This is a genomic window from Pedobacter alluvionis (genome assembly GCF_003664035.1).
Lineage (GTDB): Bacteria > Bacteroidota > Bacteroidia > Sphingobacteriales > Sphingobacteriaceae > Pedobacter > Pedobacter alluvionis.
Map to the genome: position 1 here is coordinate 1,169,688 of NZ_RCCK01000010.1, position 17,645 is coordinate 1,187,332.

The 17,645-nt window shown below is 39.6% G+C and carries 10 protein-coding genes and 1 pseudogene; 9 read left to right on the forward strand and 2 right to left on the reverse strand.

The genetic code is table 11. The features are described 5' to 3' along the window. Window positions 1–564 precede the first annotated feature (564 nt). A pseudogene (locus BCL90_RS05240) lies at window positions 565–1,067 on the forward strand (NAD(P)-dependent oxidoreductase). A gap of 309 nt (window positions 1,068–1,376) precedes the next feature. On the opposite strand, the gene BCL90_RS05245 reads toward BCL90_RS05240, so the two are convergent. After that, window positions 1,377–1,853, reverse strand: a complete 477-nt coding sequence (locus BCL90_RS05245) for a GNAT family N-acetyltransferase (protein ID WP_121282947.1) — start codon at window positions 1,851–1,853, stop codon at window positions 1,377–1,379. A gap of 181 nt (window positions 1,854–2,034) precedes the next feature. Here BCL90_RS05245 and BCL90_RS05250 point away from each other — a divergent pair, with 181 nt between their 5' ends. The 7 genes from BCL90_RS05250 to BCL90_RS05280 all read left to right on the forward strand — a co-directional run bounded on the left by BCL90_RS05250 (window position 2,035) and on the right by BCL90_RS05280 (window position 13,783). Next, entirely contained in the window at window positions 2,035–2,640 is a 606-nt protein-coding gene (locus BCL90_RS05250) for a TetR/AcrR family transcriptional regulator (protein WP_121282948.1), read from the forward strand. 73 nt (window positions 2,641–2,713) lie between these two features. Beyond that, a complete protein-coding gene (locus tag BCL90_RS05255) occupies window positions 2,714–3,916 on the forward strand; it encodes an efflux RND transporter periplasmic adaptor subunit (protein ID WP_121282949.1) in 1,203 nt (400 codons plus the stop codon). Window positions 3,917–3,940: 24 nt separating this feature from the next. After that, window positions 3,941–7,141 (forward strand): efflux RND transporter permease subunit, encoded by a 3,201-nt coding sequence (locus BCL90_RS05260; protein ID WP_121282950.1) that lies wholly within the window; start codon window positions 3,941–3,943, stop codon window positions 7,139–7,141. Further along, entirely contained in the window at window positions 7,128–8,534 is a 1,407-nt protein-coding gene (locus tag BCL90_RS05265; protein WP_121282951.1) for a TolC family protein, read from the forward strand. Before BCL90_RS05260 ends, BCL90_RS05265 begins: the two co-directional genes overlap by 14 nt. Window positions 8,535–9,271: 737 nt before the next feature. Next, window positions 9,272–9,700 (forward strand): hypothetical protein, encoded by a 429-nt coding sequence (locus BCL90_RS05270; protein ID WP_121282952.1) that lies wholly within the window; start codon window positions 9,272–9,274, stop codon window positions 9,698–9,700. Window positions 9,701–9,724: 24 nt separating this feature from the next. Further along, entirely contained in the window at window positions 9,725–12,370 is a 2,646-nt protein-coding gene (locus BCL90_RS05275) for an SGNH/GDSL hydrolase family protein (protein WP_121282953.1), read from the forward strand. Between the two features lie 516 nt (window positions 12,371–12,886). Beyond that, window positions 12,887–13,783 (forward strand): glycoside hydrolase family 25 protein, encoded by an 897-nt coding sequence (locus BCL90_RS05280; protein WP_121282954.1) that lies wholly within the window; start codon window positions 12,887–12,889, stop codon window positions 13,781–13,783. A gap of 496 nt (window positions 13,784–14,279) precedes the next feature. Here BCL90_RS05280 and BCL90_RS05285 read toward each other — a convergent pair whose 3' ends face one another. Further along, window positions 14,280–15,377: a mandelate racemase/muconate lactonizing enzyme family protein gene (locus tag BCL90_RS05285; protein ID WP_121282955.1), complete on the reverse strand. Its 1,098-nt coding sequence runs from the start codon at window positions 15,375–15,377 to the stop codon at window positions 14,280–14,282. A gap of 252 nt (window positions 15,378–15,629) precedes the next feature. On the opposite strand from BCL90_RS05285, the gene BCL90_RS05290 reads away from it, so the two are divergent. Further along, entirely contained in the window at window positions 15,630–17,639 is a 2,010-nt protein-coding gene (locus BCL90_RS05290; RefSeq protein ID WP_121282956.1) for a thioredoxin domain-containing protein, read from the forward strand. The last annotated feature ends 6 nt before the right edge of the window (window positions 17,640–17,645 follow it).

The following is a 17,645-nucleotide window of genomic DNA, read 5'->3' on the forward strand; positions in this document are numbered from 1 at the left end:
GTATTGCGCTTATATGTAACTTATATGTCTTATATGGCTCAGTCTTTTGACGGCTATTACTAAGGCACAATACTTTGTGTTCTTTGTGCCTTTGTGGTTAATCCTTTCTAGGCTACATCGTCATTCCCAACTTGATTGGGAATCGTAATGCTCTGGTAGGGTTTTTAGGTTGCATTAAGATTCCCGCCTGCGCGGGAAAGACGACCTTTTTTAGTAATCTTATCACTATAGGTATAGCGATCGTAGTATGATTGCCTGTCTGTTTCAGGTAGGCTTTATACATCGAAATGGCGGATTTTTTTGTACATTAGTCCCATTAAAATCTCTTTATAAAATATAACTCAAACAGAATTCAATTCTGACATGCCCATATCGTTCTGATCATGGGTATAAACTATTATTTTCTAAAATTTTATAAAGAACATCATGCAAGATTTAAAAATTGCTTTAATCGGTGCTACAGGTAAAGCTGGTATTTACATTTTAAAAGCGCTATTGGCGTAACAATTCAGGGTAAAAGCCCTTGTTAGGAATCCAGAAAAACTTCAGATCCATCATGCTGCGCTGGAAATTGTAACCGGCGATGTTAAAGATGTGGAAACGGTACATGCCTTATTGAGGGCTGCGATATCATCGTCAGCGCCCTGGGAATGGGACAACCTGCCAGCGAAAAAACAATCTTTACGCAATCAACAAGTAATATCCTAACGGCGATGAAAGCCCTTGATCTGAAACGTTACATCGTCATAACCGGTATCAATGTGGATACTACTTATGATCAAAAAGACGCTAAAACTCAATTTGCAACCAAATGGATGTACGATAATTATCCGGTTTCCACCGCAGACAGGCAAAAAGAATATGAACTATTGGTTGAAAGTGATCTCGATTGGACTTTAATCCGATTGCCTTTAATTATGCAAACTGACGAACAAACGGTTATAGGCACAAGTTCGGTTAATTGTGATGGCGATCAGATTAATGCTTCTAATTTGGCGCGGTTTATTATTGAGCAGTTCGGGGAGAAGGCCTTTGTAAAACAGGCACCTTTTATCTGGAATAGTTAGTTTTTTTTACCACTAAGGCATGAAGTCACTAAGAAATTTGCTTTGTGTTCTTTGTGACTTAGTGGTGAATCTTTTTCTTTTCTGAATCGTCATTGCTAGCAACGAAGCAATCTTACAACTATCGCTACTAGCGATCGCATTAAGATTGCTGCGTCGGCTGAAAAAGCCTTCTCGCATCCGATAGCTATCGGATGACGATCATTCTCAGACCGTCACCTTGAACTTGTTTCAGGGCCTTTTATGTAATAGATCTCTCCATTTCGCTGCGCTTCAGTCGAGATGACGACCTTTTTTATTTATTGAAATTTGTCAAGGAGAACTTTTAATGTATTTGTGGTCAATACTTAGGCGATGTTTTCTCCAATCCTCATAACCCATCTCAAATTTCACTTCACCTTTATTTACCATGCCCACATTTTTCCAGCCTTGCCGGGTATAAAATTCTTGTGCACGGGTATTGGGAGATGTACCCAACCAAACCATTTCTTTAGTTTGATCGAAATACCAATCCATCATTAAGCGGTGCAGTTCTTTGCCGATGCCCTTGCCTTCAAATTCTGGCCGAAGGAATAAAGCCCAGATATTATGTTCTTTTAAATCTACAATGGAGAAACCCACTACTTCTCCATCTACTTCGCAAACCCAGCCTTTACCACGTTGGGTAATAAATTCTTCACAATCCTGGTCAGTAACCAAAGCAGGATCGGACAAAATGTTCTCTTTTACGGTATGCCTGACAATTTGGATCGCAGGGATGTCAGTTGTTTTTGCTTCGCGAAAAATCATTTTTTATAAGTTCCTGAGAAAATTAATTTATTTGAAAAAGCCTTTTAAATGCTTTAATCGTTGATTATCACTCGTAAAGCTAAACAATAAAATGTTTATGACAAATGAATGATTGTGAATTCTGGAATTGGTTCTACATTTGCTTAACGGTGTTAGATTATTTACACCTAATATTCCAGTCATGGGAAGTAAAGAGAGAATTCTACGTTTAAAAGATGAAACCAGAACCAAAATTCTGGATGCTGCCTTGAACATTGTTCAAACAGAGGGATGGCAGGCATTGAGTATGCGTAAAATTGCCGACCAGATTGAATATACTGCACCAATTATTTACGAATACTTTTCCAACAAAGATGGCATCTTACTGGAACTCACCAGAAGAGGATACCTCATTTTGGCCAAAGATATCCGCGAAGCCAGGGATAAACACGAATCTCCGGAAGATAAAATGGAAGCCATGTGGATTGCCTACTGGAACTTCGCTTTTACCCACAAAGAATTTTATCAGTTGATGTATGGTGTAGACATGGTTTGTTGTAATGTTAAAAATTCGATGCCCGAAGCTGAAAACTTGAGTAGTATGTTAGGGGATGTAATCGAATCTTTATTTGATAAGAAACCCGTATCTGAGGATGACATCTGCAGAAAATATTACACCTATTGGTCGATCATTCACGGTTTGATTTCCATCAACTTGGTGCGCCCGAACGGAAGAACAACAGACGAACTAAATCAACAAATTTTAAAAGATGCCATCAAGGGCATTACATTATCGATTAACAGTTAAAATATTTTTTTTACACAGTAATTTAACACTGTTAGATTATTTATACACTATAATTCCAATTAAATTTAATCATATGAAATCTCTACACCGCTTGCACCCCTTACTTAACACTGTTAAATGGTTTAATAGTATTAAGTTGCTGTTAACAATTTCTCTTCTATCTATAATTTTGGTGAGTTGTAAGTCATCTCCTGATCAGGCTGCAGCTGCACCGCCACCACCAGCACTGCCTGTAAGCGCGATTAACGCCAGCACAGAAACTACCTATATTGAATATCCGGCTTCTATTCAGGGCGCTGTTGATATCGATGTGCGTCCGCAGGTAAGTGGTTATTTACAAAGCGTTTTGGTTAACGAAGGCGCTTATGTAACTGCCGGACAAACCCTGTTCAAAATTAACGAAAACCCTTACCGCGAGGCTTTAAACAATGCCAAAGCAAGTTTACATGCTGCAGAAGCGGCTATTTTAAACGCCCAATTGGAGGTTGATAAATTAACACCACTTGTTCAGAATAAGGTAGTTTCTGATTTCCAGTTAAAAACAGCTAAAACGGCTTACAAAATCGCACAGGCAAATGCCGAACAAGCTAAAGCTAGTGTGGCTTCAGCGCAGATTAACTTAGGTTATACCAATGTTAAGGCTACAGTAAGTGGTTACATCGGTCGTATTCCTAAGAAACAGGGAAGTTTAGTTTCTCCGACTGATCAGGTTGCTTTAACGCAGTTATCTGATATCCACGAAGTACATGTTTATTTCTCTCTTGCGGAAAACGATTTCAACAACTTTAATGCAAACTACCCTGGTAAAACACCTGCCGACAGGATTAAACATTTACCAGCGGTTGAACTTTTATTATCCGATAATTCAGCCTACCCGATTAAAGGTAAGATTGATATGATCGATGGTCAGTTTGATAAAAACACAGGTGCCATTACTTTAAGGGCCAGTTTCCCTAATGCAAGTGGCGTTCTTCGCTCGGGTAATACCGGTAAGATCCGTTTAGGTTTACAGCATGATAATGCCATTCTGGTACCGCAGTCATCAACAGTAGAAATGCAGGATAAAGTATTTGTATTTACCGTAGGCGACAGTAGTAAGGTGAAAAAACAAGCCATTACCATTGTGGGTAAAGCCGGCGAAAATTACCTGGTTAAAGACGGGGTAAAAGCTGGCGATCAGATCGTGTTAAGCGGGGTTGATAAGTTACAGGAGGGCATGGTGATCCAGCCTCAAAAAGCAGCAGATAAAGTAGCTGTTGCAAAAACAAAAAATTAACAAACCATTAAAGTTTAAGCAATCATGTTTCAGAAATTTATAGACAGGCCTGTACTTTCAACTGTTATTTCCATCTTATTGGTAATAGTTGGTATACTAGGCTTAACAAAGTTGCCCTTAGAGCGCTTTCCAAATATCGCACCTCCGTCGGTATTGGTAACAGCGGTGTACCCTGGGGCCAATGCCGAAACCATTTTACGTTCGGTAACTCCATCATTGGAGGAAGCAATTAACGGTGTGGAGAACATGACCTACATGACCTCCAGCGCCAGTAACGACGGTACCCTGGCCATCACGGTTTACTTTCAACAAGGTACCAACCCCGATCAGGCAGCTGTTAATGTGCAGAACCGGGTTTCGCAGGCCACCAGTCAATTGCCTGCAGAGGTTGTACAATATGGTATCACCACTACCAAACAGCAAAACAGTTTTATTGGGGCTATCGGGGTCTACTCTGAAGATCCAAAAAAATACGATGCCGTTTTTGTAAATAACTATGCGCAGATCAATATCATTCCCGAACTTAAACGTATTCCGGGGGTAGGTTCGGCCAGTGTATTTGGTGGTATTAAAGATTATTCGATGCGTATCTGGTTAAACCCAAGTCAATTGGCTACTTACAAAATTACACCTAACGAAGTGATCACTGCCATTCAGGATAAAAACCTGGAAGCGGCCCCTGGTCGGTTTGGGGAAAGAAGTAGTGAGGCCTTTGAATATATCATTAAATATAAAGGTAAACTGACCAAACCAGAGGAATATCAAAATATTGCGATCCGTTCTAATTCAGATGGTTCTATATTACGTTTAAAAGATGTGGCCCGTGTTGAATTAGGTGCCTATAGTTATGGTAGTGTAAACCGTTTAAACGGACACGATGGTATTACCATTGGTGTAATCCAGTTATCAGGCTCTAATGCCAACGAAATCCAGATTGCCATTGATAAACTGTTGGCAAAACTATCAAAAGATTTTCCGGCGGGCATTAAATACAATCAGTTTTACCGTACCAAAACCGATTTGGACGAATCCATTAACCAAGTGGAACACACGCTGATTGAAGCCTTTTTACTGGTGTTTATCGTGGTATTTATCTTCCTTCAGGATTTTAGGTCTACTTTAATCCCGGCTATTGCGGTTCCGGTGGCGATTATCGGTACCTTCTTTTTCATGCAGCTGTTCGGCTTCTCTGTTAACCTTTTAACCTTGTTCGCACTGGTGCTGGCCATTGGTATTGTGGTAGATGATGCGATTGTGGTGGTAGAAGCGGTGCATGCCAAAATGGAAGAAAACCCTTCGCTTAGTCCGAAAGAGGCAACCACCCAGGCGATGAGCGAAATTACCGGGGCCATTATATCAATCACATTGGTAATGGCGGCAGTATTTTTACCGGTTGGTTTTATGACCGGCTCAACAGGGATCTTCTACAAACAGTTTGCTTTAACTATGGCTATCGCCATCATTATATCAGCTGTTAACGCCTTAACCTTAAGTCCTGCATTGGCGGCCTTATTCTTAAAGAACAAACATGCAGAGGGCGGTCATACTTCGCCTAAAAAAGGTTTTGTAGAAAAGTTTTATGCAGGCTTTAATGGTGGGTTCAATTATATGACCAACCGTTATATTGGCGGCTTAAAAGTGCTTATCCGTAATAAATGGATCAGTATGGGCGGGCTTGCTTTAATCGTTCTGGTTACCGTTTTCCTGGTAAGCCGAACAAAAACAGGCTTTATCCCGACAGAAGATCAGGGTTTTGTGGCGATTGCTGTAGCCAGTCCATCGGGAACATCATTGGCCAATACCAATAAAATGTTAAAACAGGCTGAAGCAGAGTTGAGAGCGATGCCATCAGCAAGATTTGTGATGTCGCTGGCGGGTTATAACTTTTTAACCGCATCGAACAGCCCTTCGGCCGGACAGATTTTCTTATTGTTAAAACCAAACGACGAAAGAGGGGAAGTTAAAAACATCGATGAGATACAAAACATTGTAAGGGCCAAAATGGCAGCCATATCTGCCGGTACCTTCTTTGTATTCAGTTTCCCTACGGTTCCGGGTTTTAGTAACGTGGAGGCCATGAACGTGATGTTACAGGATAAAACGAATGGCAGGCTGGATAAATTTAGTGGTGTAGCGAATAACTTTATCGCTAAGTTAATGGCGAAACCAGCTATTGCTTATGCTTTTACTTCGTATAAAGCAGATTATCCGCAGTTACAACTGGATGTGAACGACGAAAAAGCCGATCAGCTGGGTGTAAGCAAAAAAGATATCTTACAAACCATGCAGACCTATTTTGGTACGGCACAGGCCTCAGATTTTAACCGCTTTGGTAAATATTATAGGGTAGTGGTTCAGGCAGATGTTGCCGACAGAACCGATCCTGCAAGTATCGATCGTGTGTTTGTGAAAAACAAGGCCGGTGAAAGTGTGCCAATCAGTACCCTGGTTAAATTAACCCGTGTATATGGTTCGGAAACGGCTTCCCGTTATAACCTGTTCAACTCTATCGAGGTAAATGCGATCCCTAAACCAGGTTTTAGTTCTGGTGATGCAATTAAAGCGATAGAAGAAACGGCTAAAGAACAATTGCCAACTGGCTATGCTTACGAATTCTCCGGACAAACACGTGAGGAAATTTCTTCAGGCGGACAGTCTACCGTGATATTCCTGCTTTGTCTGGTATTTGTGTACTTCTTATTATCAGCACAGTACGAAAGTTACATTTTGCCATTGGCGGTAATCCTTTCTATCCCTACAGGTGTATTTGGTGTGTTTGTGGTATTGGGTTTAACCGGTATCGAAAATAACATTTATGTACAGGTAGCGCTGATTATGCTAATCGGGTTGCTGGCTAAAAACGCCATCCTGATTGTGGAGTTTGCCGTGCAGCGACGAAAGGCAGGACTCAGTTTGGTTGATTCGGCGATAGAAGCCGCCCGATTAAGGATCAGACCGATTATCATGACCTCACTGGCCTTTGTATTCGGTTTATTCCCGATGAGTATTGCAACAGGTCCATCGGCACAAGGTAACCACTCCATCAGTATCGGTGCAGCAGGAGGGATGGTATCGGGTGTAGTTTTAGGTTTGTTCATCATACCGGTACTTTTTGTCATCTTCCAGGCTTTACAGGAAAAAATATCAAAAAAATCAAAAAATGAGGTTGTTCAGCACCATGGAGAACCTGTAAATAATAATCATGTAGTTTATGAAACGGTTTAATATTATTACCATTCTGCTCCTTGCTTTAATCTGGAGCGGATGTTCGGTTTCGAAAGATACAGCCTTGCCAAATGTAGCACCAGGTTTGTTCAGAAACGGATTGCCAAAAGATTCTTCAAGCATTGGCACGATGCCCCTGAAGAGTTTTATCAACGACCTTACTGTTCAGCATTTAATTGATACAGCGCTGGTTAAAAATTACGATATGCAAATTGCATTGAAAAATATCGATGCAGCTGAAGTATTGTTTAAACAATCGAAATTGGGTTATTTACCTGAATTGAAATTGCAGGTGGCGGCGAGTTCGAGCCGCCCGTCTGATAACAGTTTAAATGGTTTAAGCCTGAACCAGTTTACAGGCTCAACACACATAGAAGATTATAATGCCAATCTGGGTGTGGTTTGGGAAGCTGATATCTGGGGAAAGATCCGTAATCAAAAAGCTGGCGCTTTAGCCAGTTTTTTGCAGACAGAAGAAGCACGTAAAGCAGTTCAAACGCGTTTGGTTGCCAATGTAGCGCAAGGTTATTACAATTTGTTAATGCTTGATGCACAATTGGAAATCGCTAAAAAGAATTTAAAGCTTAACGACAGCACACTGAGGATTATCAATTTACAGTTTGATGCTGGTCAGGTAACCTCATTGGCTATTCAGCAGGCGCAGGCACAACAGCTAAATGCGGCACAGTTAATCCCCCGTTTGGAGCAGAATGTAACCTTACAGGAAAATGCTTTAAGTGTATTGATCGGTACGTTGCCTAAAGCCATTAACCGCGAAAGCCGTTTAGATAAAATGATTATCCCACAGGATTTAAACGCAGGTTTTCCTTCGGCGATGTTAAGCCGCAGGCCTGATATTAAAAGTGCAGAACTGGCTTTAACCATTGCCAATGCGAAGGTTGGTGTAGCGAAAGCAAGTTTATATCCATCGTTGGTGATTACCGCTAGTGGAGGCATCAACTCTTTTAAAGCGAGCAACTGGTTTAATGTACCGGCATCCTTATTCGGTTTGGTTGGGGCAGGGATTACCCAGCCGATTTTTCAGAGAGGTCAGTTAAAAACTTCTTTAGAACTGGCTAAAATCGACCGTGAGAAATCGGTGATTCAGTTCCGTCAATCGGTATTAAATGCGGTTGGCGAAGTGTCTGATGAGTTAACGAAAGTAGAAAAGTTAAAAGCACAATACAGCATCGCTGAAAAAAGAGCGCAGACTTTACAACAGGCTTCAAGAAATGCAAGTTTGCTGTTTAAGAGCGGTATGGCGAACTACCTGGAGGTAATTACGGCACAAGGCAATTTATTGCAAAGCGAACTGGAATTAACCACCATTAAAACAGAGCAGTTAAATGCAGTTGTTGGTTTGTACCGCTCGTTAGGAGGCGGCTGGAATTAATTTGCACAAACCTATAAGGCCTTAAAGACTTTATAGGTTTGTGTATAAATTTAGGCACTAAGGACGCGAGGTTCTTGGTGCTTTTTTATTTGATGCTGTTATCCTGAGCGCAGCGAAGGATCTTTTGATTGAAAGATTCTTCACTGCGTTCAGAATGACAATTAAAGATTTTCTTGCCCTTCGCGCAGTCTTGCCTCGGCTACCGATGAAAAATCGGTACAGGTCCACCGCCGCCGAGGGGCTCTTTCTTTTCTCTTGATAGAAAAGAAACAAACCTGAGCGCAGCGAAAGCATGCCTACCTTAAAAAACAACAACGAAAAGGCATAACTGAAAGGCTTGGATCTGATGTCGGATAAATTCGTCAAAGCTTTATTGGTCGTCAGCACAAGCCTCTCCCGAAGAATGTTCGGGACAAGCTTACGAAAAATCGGGGAGGGCGTGCTGCCTTCTGGGTAGTGGTAGGTTGAAAGGAGGTGCAAAAGCTTTAACGTTTTCTCCTTCCATCATCTCCTAGGCCGGATAGCAGGGTGCAGATAGCATGATATATAGGCATAATTTCTAATACGGTGGTCATCCGATGGCTCCTAAAATCCGCATGTTGGTCGTAATCTGAATATTACTAATTTCTAAAAATGAATATCACCTGATTTTATCCCTCGATAATTATATTTATATGCTGAAGTTCATTTTCTTCTTTGAACTACTTATATTTACAACAACTTACTCTCAATGAATTATGCTAATTTTACGTTGTAATTTGCTTTCCTTCTTTGAACTACTGATATTTACAACAACTACTTTTAAAAATATTTTATACCTTTTAACAGAAATCGGAAAACCGAAATATGTTTTTGAAGAGGAAGGGGATAACCGTGATGGATATTTTTTTTGTAGAAAAACAGATTTCAGAAAAAACTTACAAGTTTACAGCGTTAGCTCCGGAGTATCTTTGAGACGTAATGCGATTTATCAGAATGAGCGATTATGTTTCATCACTGATAAATATGGCCATGAATATGATTGCGACACTTTTTTAATTATCCCAAAATGGGAAACACAGGGCGATATTGCTAGTGTTGAATGTGAGTTTCAAACGGAAACAGTTGTCAAAAAAATAGCACACGGAACTACAATTACAACGGCTGAGATTTCAACAACGATTTAAATAACGACTATAATAATCAACAAAATGGCTAACAATGAAAATTTAAAAAACGCGATTTCGGCGGTAATAAAAAGCAACAGAAATAACGAAATCACGGGCGACATACTAAAAGACGCTTTCATATCAATTATTAATCAATTTGGAGCGGGTGCGATAATAGCAGGATGGGCAACACCGACAACGGTTCCGATTGATAGTGATATTAATGCGGTTTATTTTGCTAACACAAACGGTACTTACACAAATTTTGGAGGCTATGTTTTGACTAAAAATGAATTTGTTGTTTTTTCAAACAAAACAGGTTCTTATAGTCCTATTGGTATAATAGAGAAATCTGACCCTGCAATTGCAGCGTGGACGCCTATAGCTTTTTCAATTGGTTCACAAGTAACAAACGTTGGTAAAATTTGGAAAGCAAACGCAGCGACATTAAGTACGGATGTGCCAGGAACCAGCAGTAAGTGGGTTGAATTGGGCAGCGCTTATGTTGATGAAACGAATATAAAGAATTTGTTATCACTTTCACCACCTCCCGCACAAGGCAATATTATACTAAACGACCCAGGCACATACAATCAAGTCACATTCGATGGGTTTATCGGAACAAGGTACTACGCGTCGGTTAAACCAACTTACTACGCTGGTGCTTTTAACGGGGTCGTAAAAAGATTTTTTGTGGGCATGAAAGGTGCTGAAATTGGTAGGGTTGTTAGGTTTTACGTGTTAGGAAGAACGGGTACTACCTATCTTTGTAAATATGAAAGCGGTGACGTAGCGGCTGAACTTGCTGGCTTAAACTCATACAATCCAACAGTTATGCCCACTTACACAGTAGGGGATGTTATAGCAATAAAGGTTGTGGCCGCAGAGGGTTCAAACATAAAATTCTTAGACGCCGGCGCAACAGAAGAGTGTATAGTATTTTTCAATCCTCTTTCGGTTGGGAATTCTGTAACAGTATCATCAGGCTTGACAAGAAGGTACGATGTAGGTGCTGAAATTACAGAAGAAAACAATTTGGTTTCTTATAAATGGGGAAATCAGCCAAATGGCTATTCTAAACTAGATTCATCAGGATTCATAGAAAAAAAACAACTCCCTAATCAAATAACAGGAGATAAAGCCCATAACGAAACACCTACTACTATTTATTTACCAAATAAAAAATCTTATGCTATTGCGAGAATATCAGGAGGCGTTGAGAATTATAGCTTAACCAACAGCACAATTGGCGGTACAAAGGGTTCTGGTTTTAACAATATAATAATAATACCTTATGAAATTGCTAGTAAGGGTTTTGTTAATGGCGGCATCTTAAATGAGGTAAGAATAGGCGCAAACACAAATGTATTACCTACATCGAAACTTCAAGCTTGGATTGTTAGGGTAGTATCCGGTAGAATAAATTTGGTAGAAAAAGTTGGCGAAATAGACGGCTCTGTTGCCGGAAGGTGGCATGTATTTAAAGGCTTATCTGTTATTGTTCAATCAGGAGATTTAGTGGCAATAAGAGGGGTTAATCTTCCTATGGACTACTATTCAGGAAGCACAGGACAAACGCCATATTCTTCATATCTGTTGACGTCTAGCGCCATAACTGATATGACTTTGAACGTCTTTGACGAGCCTATAACGGCGCCATCATCGGGAGGAGGTGTGGGTTTTGCTATTGAAGCGGACATTTCTTTATCAAGTATGGGCGCAAAAGATAACCCTGGAGGATCGCCATCGCTTGATAATAATCTTCACTTTAAAAATAGTATAGGAAAAGCGCCCGATTTATTTTGGCAGGGAAAAAAAATAATTTGGGTTGGCACAAGTATTCCGGCTGGAAATGATGGTGGTTTCCTTTCGTACCCCGAAATCGCTGGCAGATATTTAGACGCAAATTTGACTAACGAATCGGTAGGTAGTAGTGGCATGGTTTGGGATGGCACGCGCGCGCTATCTTTATCCGCAAAAGCAGCCGAATTGGTTGCGGCTTTTGGAGTTAATAGCGGAACCTATAGTTACGAAACTAAATTGATAGGAAAAAATGCTGACCTTATTGTTTTCGACCACGGATATAATGATAGACTAAAAGTTACAGGATCATTTTTAGGCACATTACCTTTCACTTCAAGAACGGGTAAAACGTCTGGCTCAATTTCATCGCAAATACTAACAGGCGTTAACACTCTTTTTTCAACAGAATTTAAGGCAGGTGATAAGCTATATGATTTCAGGTTTAGGTACATAGGAAAGGTGCTGTCTATTGAATCAAATACTTCTATGACACTAACGGAAAACTCCTTAGTGGCCGTATCGAATGCCGATGTTTTTTACGGAACAAGTATGGATAGAACCACCTTTTACGGATCATTTAACTATGTTATAGATAAATGTTATGAAGATAAGCCATCGGTATCAATTATGTTTGTTACATCTCCAACTGCATACGCGTATCAGCAGACCGGAGCAGACGGTAGGGTTACCAATACTAACGCAAGGGATGCCGTTATTGCTTTAGCTAATGCTTATAATGCCCCGTGCTGCGACTTATTTAATCTTATGGGTTATAATGGTTCTAACTGGCCTGCTAAAATGGCAGACAGTGTACATCCTAACGGATCCGAAAGGGTTAAAATAGCTAATATACTGTATGGTTTTATTAAAAATTTTGTAGTTTAAATTTTTACGGGCTTAAAAGTTAAAAAAACAACATAAAATGGCGATAGAATTACCAAGTGCTGAACAAGTAGATTTGGCTGATAGTTGTGACTTGCTTTCCCTCTTTGAACTACTGATATTTACAACAACATCGGGGATGCCACTAATGGCCCCCGATACGTTGTGATTTGCTTTCCTTCTTTGAACTACTGATATTTACAACAACGGTCATGCTCTCCTATAATTCCCGCATTGGGTTGTGATTTGCTTTCCTTCTTTGAACTACTGATTGAAAAGTCTGCCAACATTTCAATTTATTTACACTTCTTTACGGTTTTCCGTATTCCGAATATTAAAATAAATTTTATCTTTGATATCGAAAGCAAATCACAATAAGGATTATTCCGTTGTGAAAACATTTGGGTTGCCTCTTGTACACAAATCAGGAGGCTTTTTTATGACCAAATTTTTTTAAAAAATATTCAAAGCAATATAAACACTTATTTATTTTCCTCAACTTAGCGGCATTAATAACCCATGCCTCCAGATAAAAGAACCCCAATAAATAAAAGTCCGGTTGCCAGAAAACCTGCCGTTAGGAAACCTGCAACCAGAAAACCCACAACAGGCAGAAAAAAGAAAGCTGTGCTTTCCGTTCAGCTTAAACTGGTTATTGCAGGTTTATTGTTGATTTTGCTTTCTCCATTTTATTACGGCTATGTATTAAGAAGTTTTGCGGCTACCTGGCGTTGGGTTAAAGACTGGGGGCAAGACCCGAATTACAGAACTTACGAAAGTTTTAACATCAAGATCCCAAAGAAATATACCGTTCACGGCATTGATGTTTCTTACTATCAGGGTAAAATAAACTGGCAAAAAGTAAAGGAAATGAAGGAAGACGAGGTGAGTATCCGTTTTGCCTTTATCAAAGCCACAGAAGGATTGATGCTGGTTGACCCGTATTTTCAACGCAATTGGCGTGAAGCCCCAAAAGCAGGGATTATTTGTGGCGCCTATCATTTTTTTAGGCCTAAAAAGGACGGTAAAACGCAGGCTAAATTTTTCTTACAAGTGGTAAATATTGAGAAGGGTGATTTACCACCAGTTGTGGATATTGAATCTTTAGATGGTGTTTCTCCGCTAAAAATGAGGGCAGAACTTTCTGATTTTCTCAATTATGTAGAAATGAAAACCAAGGTGAGACCCATTGTTTATACCGGGCTTAAATTTTACGAAGATTATTTAGCTGATCATTTTGATGATTATCCTTTGTGGATTGCCCATTATTATCAACCAAAGTTGAGAATGGATAAAAGCCGCTGGAAATTTTGGCAGCATTCTGATAAAGCTAAAATTAATGGTATAGGCCATGTGGTTGATTTTAATGCTTTTAATGGTGATAGTTTGGCGTTGGATAGGCTATTAGTTCATTAGGCGTGATGCATAACCGTTTTCGTCATTGAGAGTAACCTATTAGGCCAGTGGCCTGAAAAAAATAGGAATGAGGTCCTGTATGCGCTTTCTAACTTATTAGGGTTTAAGATTTTGCATCCTGTAAAACTCATTGAGTTAAGATATCTAAGGTGGTTAATTAAAGACTACGCTGTTTAATTAACCACCTTAGACACCTAAGAAAATCTAATTCATTAAATAATCCTTTAGGGATTAACACCATATAAGAAATATAAGAACATGTAAGCTTATATGGTCCTTAAATGTCTTATATGGTCAAAAAATAATACTGAATATCAGTTGTTTACATAGATATCATTATAAGAAGGCTTTTTCAGCCGACAGCCTGTCCCGATCTTTCAGGGAAGTAATCTGCTTAGCAGGTTCAATAGGTCGTTAATGAATCGGTAATTGATCTCATAACTTGATTGTTTAAATCGGTTAATCGACGCCAAACGCTCAACTCCAAACTATCATGCTAAACCGTCCAGCTTTCACATTTCTCTAAGAAAAACTCATCTGCTTCGGCGCCGATACCAATTTCTTCGGGAACATCAAGAAAGTAACCATTATAGGTTAGTCCACCAACAACCGGATCAACTAAATGCCCCAGTAGCGCTGTATCTAAGTCAAAAAATTCAACGTTAGGACTGGCCAAGGCAAAATGCAGGTTGGCACTTAAAGCAATCCTGGTTTCGAGCATGCTGCCAATCATACATTTTACACCATGTTTTAAGGCTTCTTCATGGATTTTTTGCGCTTCTAAAATTCCCCCGGATTTCGAAAATTTAATGTTTAAATAGGTTGTAGACTGGCTGTTGATCAGTTTTCGGGCATCGTGGTGGTTGTAACAGCTTTCATCGGCCATTAATTTAATTGGCGAATTTACATTCAGCTCGGGTAATTTATCATCATACCAGGTGCGCATGGGTTGTTCGCAGAACTCAATATTATATTTTTCCAGTTCGCCCAATGCAAATAAAGCGTCATCAAAACTCCAGCCCTGATTGGCATCCAGGCGTAAGGTTAAATCTTCACCTACCGCTTCGCGGATGTGTTTTACCCTTTCTATATCATCATGCACTTTTTTACCCAGCTTAATTTTTAAGATGCGGCAACCCTGGCTTTTATATTTCAGAGCTGTAGTGGCCATTCCCTCCGGTGTATCAATGCCAATGGTCATATCGGTTTCAATGGTGCGTTTTGTTCCACCAAGAAATTTATACAGGGGTAAGTTGGCATCTTTTGCTGCAATATCAAACAAAGCCATATCGAAAGCACTTTTAATGGTATTGTTATGATCGGCATAACCCAATAAATCGTTCATCCGCTCCGGAATTTCTAAAGGATCTTTACCTTTTAAAATCGCTGCGAAATCTTTGGCCATCGCAATACAGGTTTCCTGTGTTTCACCAACAATCATCGGGAAAGCAGAACATTCTCCAATGCCGTGGATACCTGTATCAGTATAAATCCTGATCAACACATTCTGTGCAAAATGCATGGTTCCGGTTGCAATAACAAAGGGCTCCATCGGTATGCTAAATCGGTATATTTCGGTATGGGTGATTTTCATTTTTTAGGGTTGAAGGTAAAAGGTGTGAGGTTTGTTAATCAAGGGTAGTACAGTTTGTCCGGTTCAATTCTTGACGCTTTGCGTCAATTTTTTGATTAAATAATTCGTTTTGCAACTAATTCCATTCATCTTATAGATTTCCAACTAAAGTATAAAAACAAAAACTAAATCGAAACAGGTTTGTAGAATATTAATAGATTTACGCCTCGAAATAAAAATTCCATTTTCCCGCTTACGTTTATATAACCCGTCATGTCTGAAACCAATAACTTAATCCACGCTTCATCACCATATTTATTACAGCATGCCCACAATCCTGTTAATTGGTATGAATGGGGGGCAGAAGCATTAGAAAAGGCCAAAGCAGAAAATAAGCTCATATTGGTGAGCATTGGCTATTCGGCCTGCCATTGGTGCCATGTAATGGAGCGCGAAAGTTTCGAAAACCATGAAGTAGCCGAAGTGATGAACCAGCATTTTGTATGCATTAAAGTTGATAGGGAAGAACGTCCGGATATTGATCAGATTTATATGTATGCCATTCAACTCATGACAGGTAGTGGCGGCTGGCCTTTAAACTGCATCTGTTTGCCAGATCAACGCCCAATTTATGGAGGCACTTATTTCCGGAAAAACGATTGGATTAATATTCTGGAAAATGTTGCTGCACTTTGGGCAAACGAACCCGATAAGGCCATTCAATATGCGGAGCGCCTAACTTCAGGCATTAAAGACAGTGAAAAGATAATTCCAGCGCTTGAAACAGAAGAATACACTAACGATCACCTTACTGAAATTATCGATCCCTGGAAACGCCATTTCGATATTGGTTACGGAGGTTATAATCGTGCACCGAAATTCCCCTTACCCAATAATTGGGTCTTTTTATTGCGTTATGGCTTTTTAAAAGATGATGAATCGGTTTTTACAGTTGTTTGTCATACGCTCGAAGAAATGAGCAGGGGAGGTATTTACGATCAGATTGGAGGAGGTTTCGCCCGTTATTCGGTTGATGATAAATGGCATGTACCGCATTTTGAGAAGATGCTTTACGATAATGCACAACTGATTAGTTTGTATGCTGAAGCTTATCAATGTACTAAGTTCGATTCTTTTAAACAGACCGTGGTAGAAACTGTAAATTGGGTTTCTGATGAGATGACTTCTGCAGATGGATTGTTTTATTCGGCATTAGATGCGGATAGCGAAGGAGTAGAGGGCAAGTTTTACATCTGGGATAAAGCAGAATTCGATCAGGTTTTAGGAGAAGATGCCCAATTAATCGGTGCTTATTACAACATTACCGAAGATGGTAATTGGGAAGAAGAACAAACCAATATCCTGCGCAAAACCATCAGCGATGATGATTTACTTGCGAAATTTGATATTACGGCTGAGGTACTTTATGATAAGGTAAACGCAGCTAAAACAAAATTAATGGCTGTGCGGAGTAAAAGGATCAGGCCAGGTTTAGATGATAAATGTTTAACAGCATGGAACGGTATGATGATTAAAGCACTGGCCGATGCGGCTCAGGTTTTAAGTCACAATCAATATTATGAAAAGGCCTCTGCTGCGGCTAATTTTATCTTAACTCACCTAAAATCGGAAAAAGGAGGTTTATACCGGAACTATAAAAACGGAAAAGCATCTATTACAGGTTTTTTAGATGATTACGCGTTTTTTATCGAAGCTTTAATTGCATTATACGAATATGATTTTGATGAAAAATGGCTGGAAGAAGCTAAATCGTTTACTGATTATGTAATCGCTAATTTTTATGATCCGGATTCACCCATGTTTTTTTATACCTCTGCCGAAAGTGAAGGTTTAATTGCCCGCAAACATGAAGTGATGGACAATGTAATTCCTGCTTCGAGCTCCGTAATGGCACAAAACTTAAAAAAACTGGGATTGCTTTTTGATATTGAAAAATATAATGAAAAAGCTTCTGAAATGCTTGCTGCGGTTCATCCGAAGATTAAAAGTTATGGCTCTGCCTATTCAAATTGGGCCATTCAATTACTGAATGAAATTTATGGCATAAATGAAATTGCCATTACCGGTTTAGAAACGGATGTTGTTAAATTAGAATTAAGCGGGCATTATATTCCGAATAAAATTACATTGGGTGGAACAAAAAGTAACTTACCGCTGTTAAAAGGTAAGCAAAGCAATGAAACAAAAGTTTATATTTGCCGAAATAAAGTATGCCAGTTGCCGGTTAACACTGTTGAGGACGCATTAGAGTATTTACAATAAATTAAT

Coding starts and splice junctions, on each gene's coding strand:
- BCL90_RS05245 (WP_121282947.1), bottom strand. CDS start 1,853: ATGATTTTTCGCGAAGCAAAAACAACTGACATCCCTGCGATCCAAATT.
- BCL90_RS05250 (WP_121282948.1), top strand. CDS start 2,035: ATGGGAAGTAAAGAGAGAATTCTACGTTTAAAAGATGAAACCAGAACC.
- BCL90_RS05255 (WP_121282949.1), top strand. CDS start 2,714: ATGAAATCTCTACACCGCTTGCACCCCTTACTTAACACTGTTAAATGG.
- BCL90_RS05260 (WP_121282950.1), top strand. CDS start 3,941: ATGTTTCAGAAATTTATAGACAGGCCTGTACTTTCAACTGTTATTTCC.
- BCL90_RS05265 (WP_121282951.1), top strand. CDS start 7,128: ATGAAACGGTTTAATATTATTACCATTCTGCTCCTTGCTTTAATCTGG.
- BCL90_RS05270 (WP_121282952.1), top strand. CDS start 9,272: ATGCTAATTTTACGTTGTAATTTGCTTTCCTTCTTTGAACTACTGATA.
- BCL90_RS05275 (WP_121282953.1), top strand. CDS start 9,725: ATGGCTAACAATGAAAATTTAAAAAACGCGATTTCGGCGGTAATAAAA.
- BCL90_RS05280 (WP_121282954.1), top strand. CDS start 12,887: ATGCCTCCAGATAAAAGAACCCCAATAAATAAAAGTCCGGTTGCCAGA.
- BCL90_RS05285 (WP_121282955.1), bottom strand. CDS start 15,377: ATGAAAATCACCCATACCGAAATATACCGATTTAGCATACCGATGGAG.
- BCL90_RS05290 (WP_121282956.1), top strand. CDS start 15,630: ATGTCTGAAACCAATAACTTAATCCACGCTTCATCACCATATTTATTA.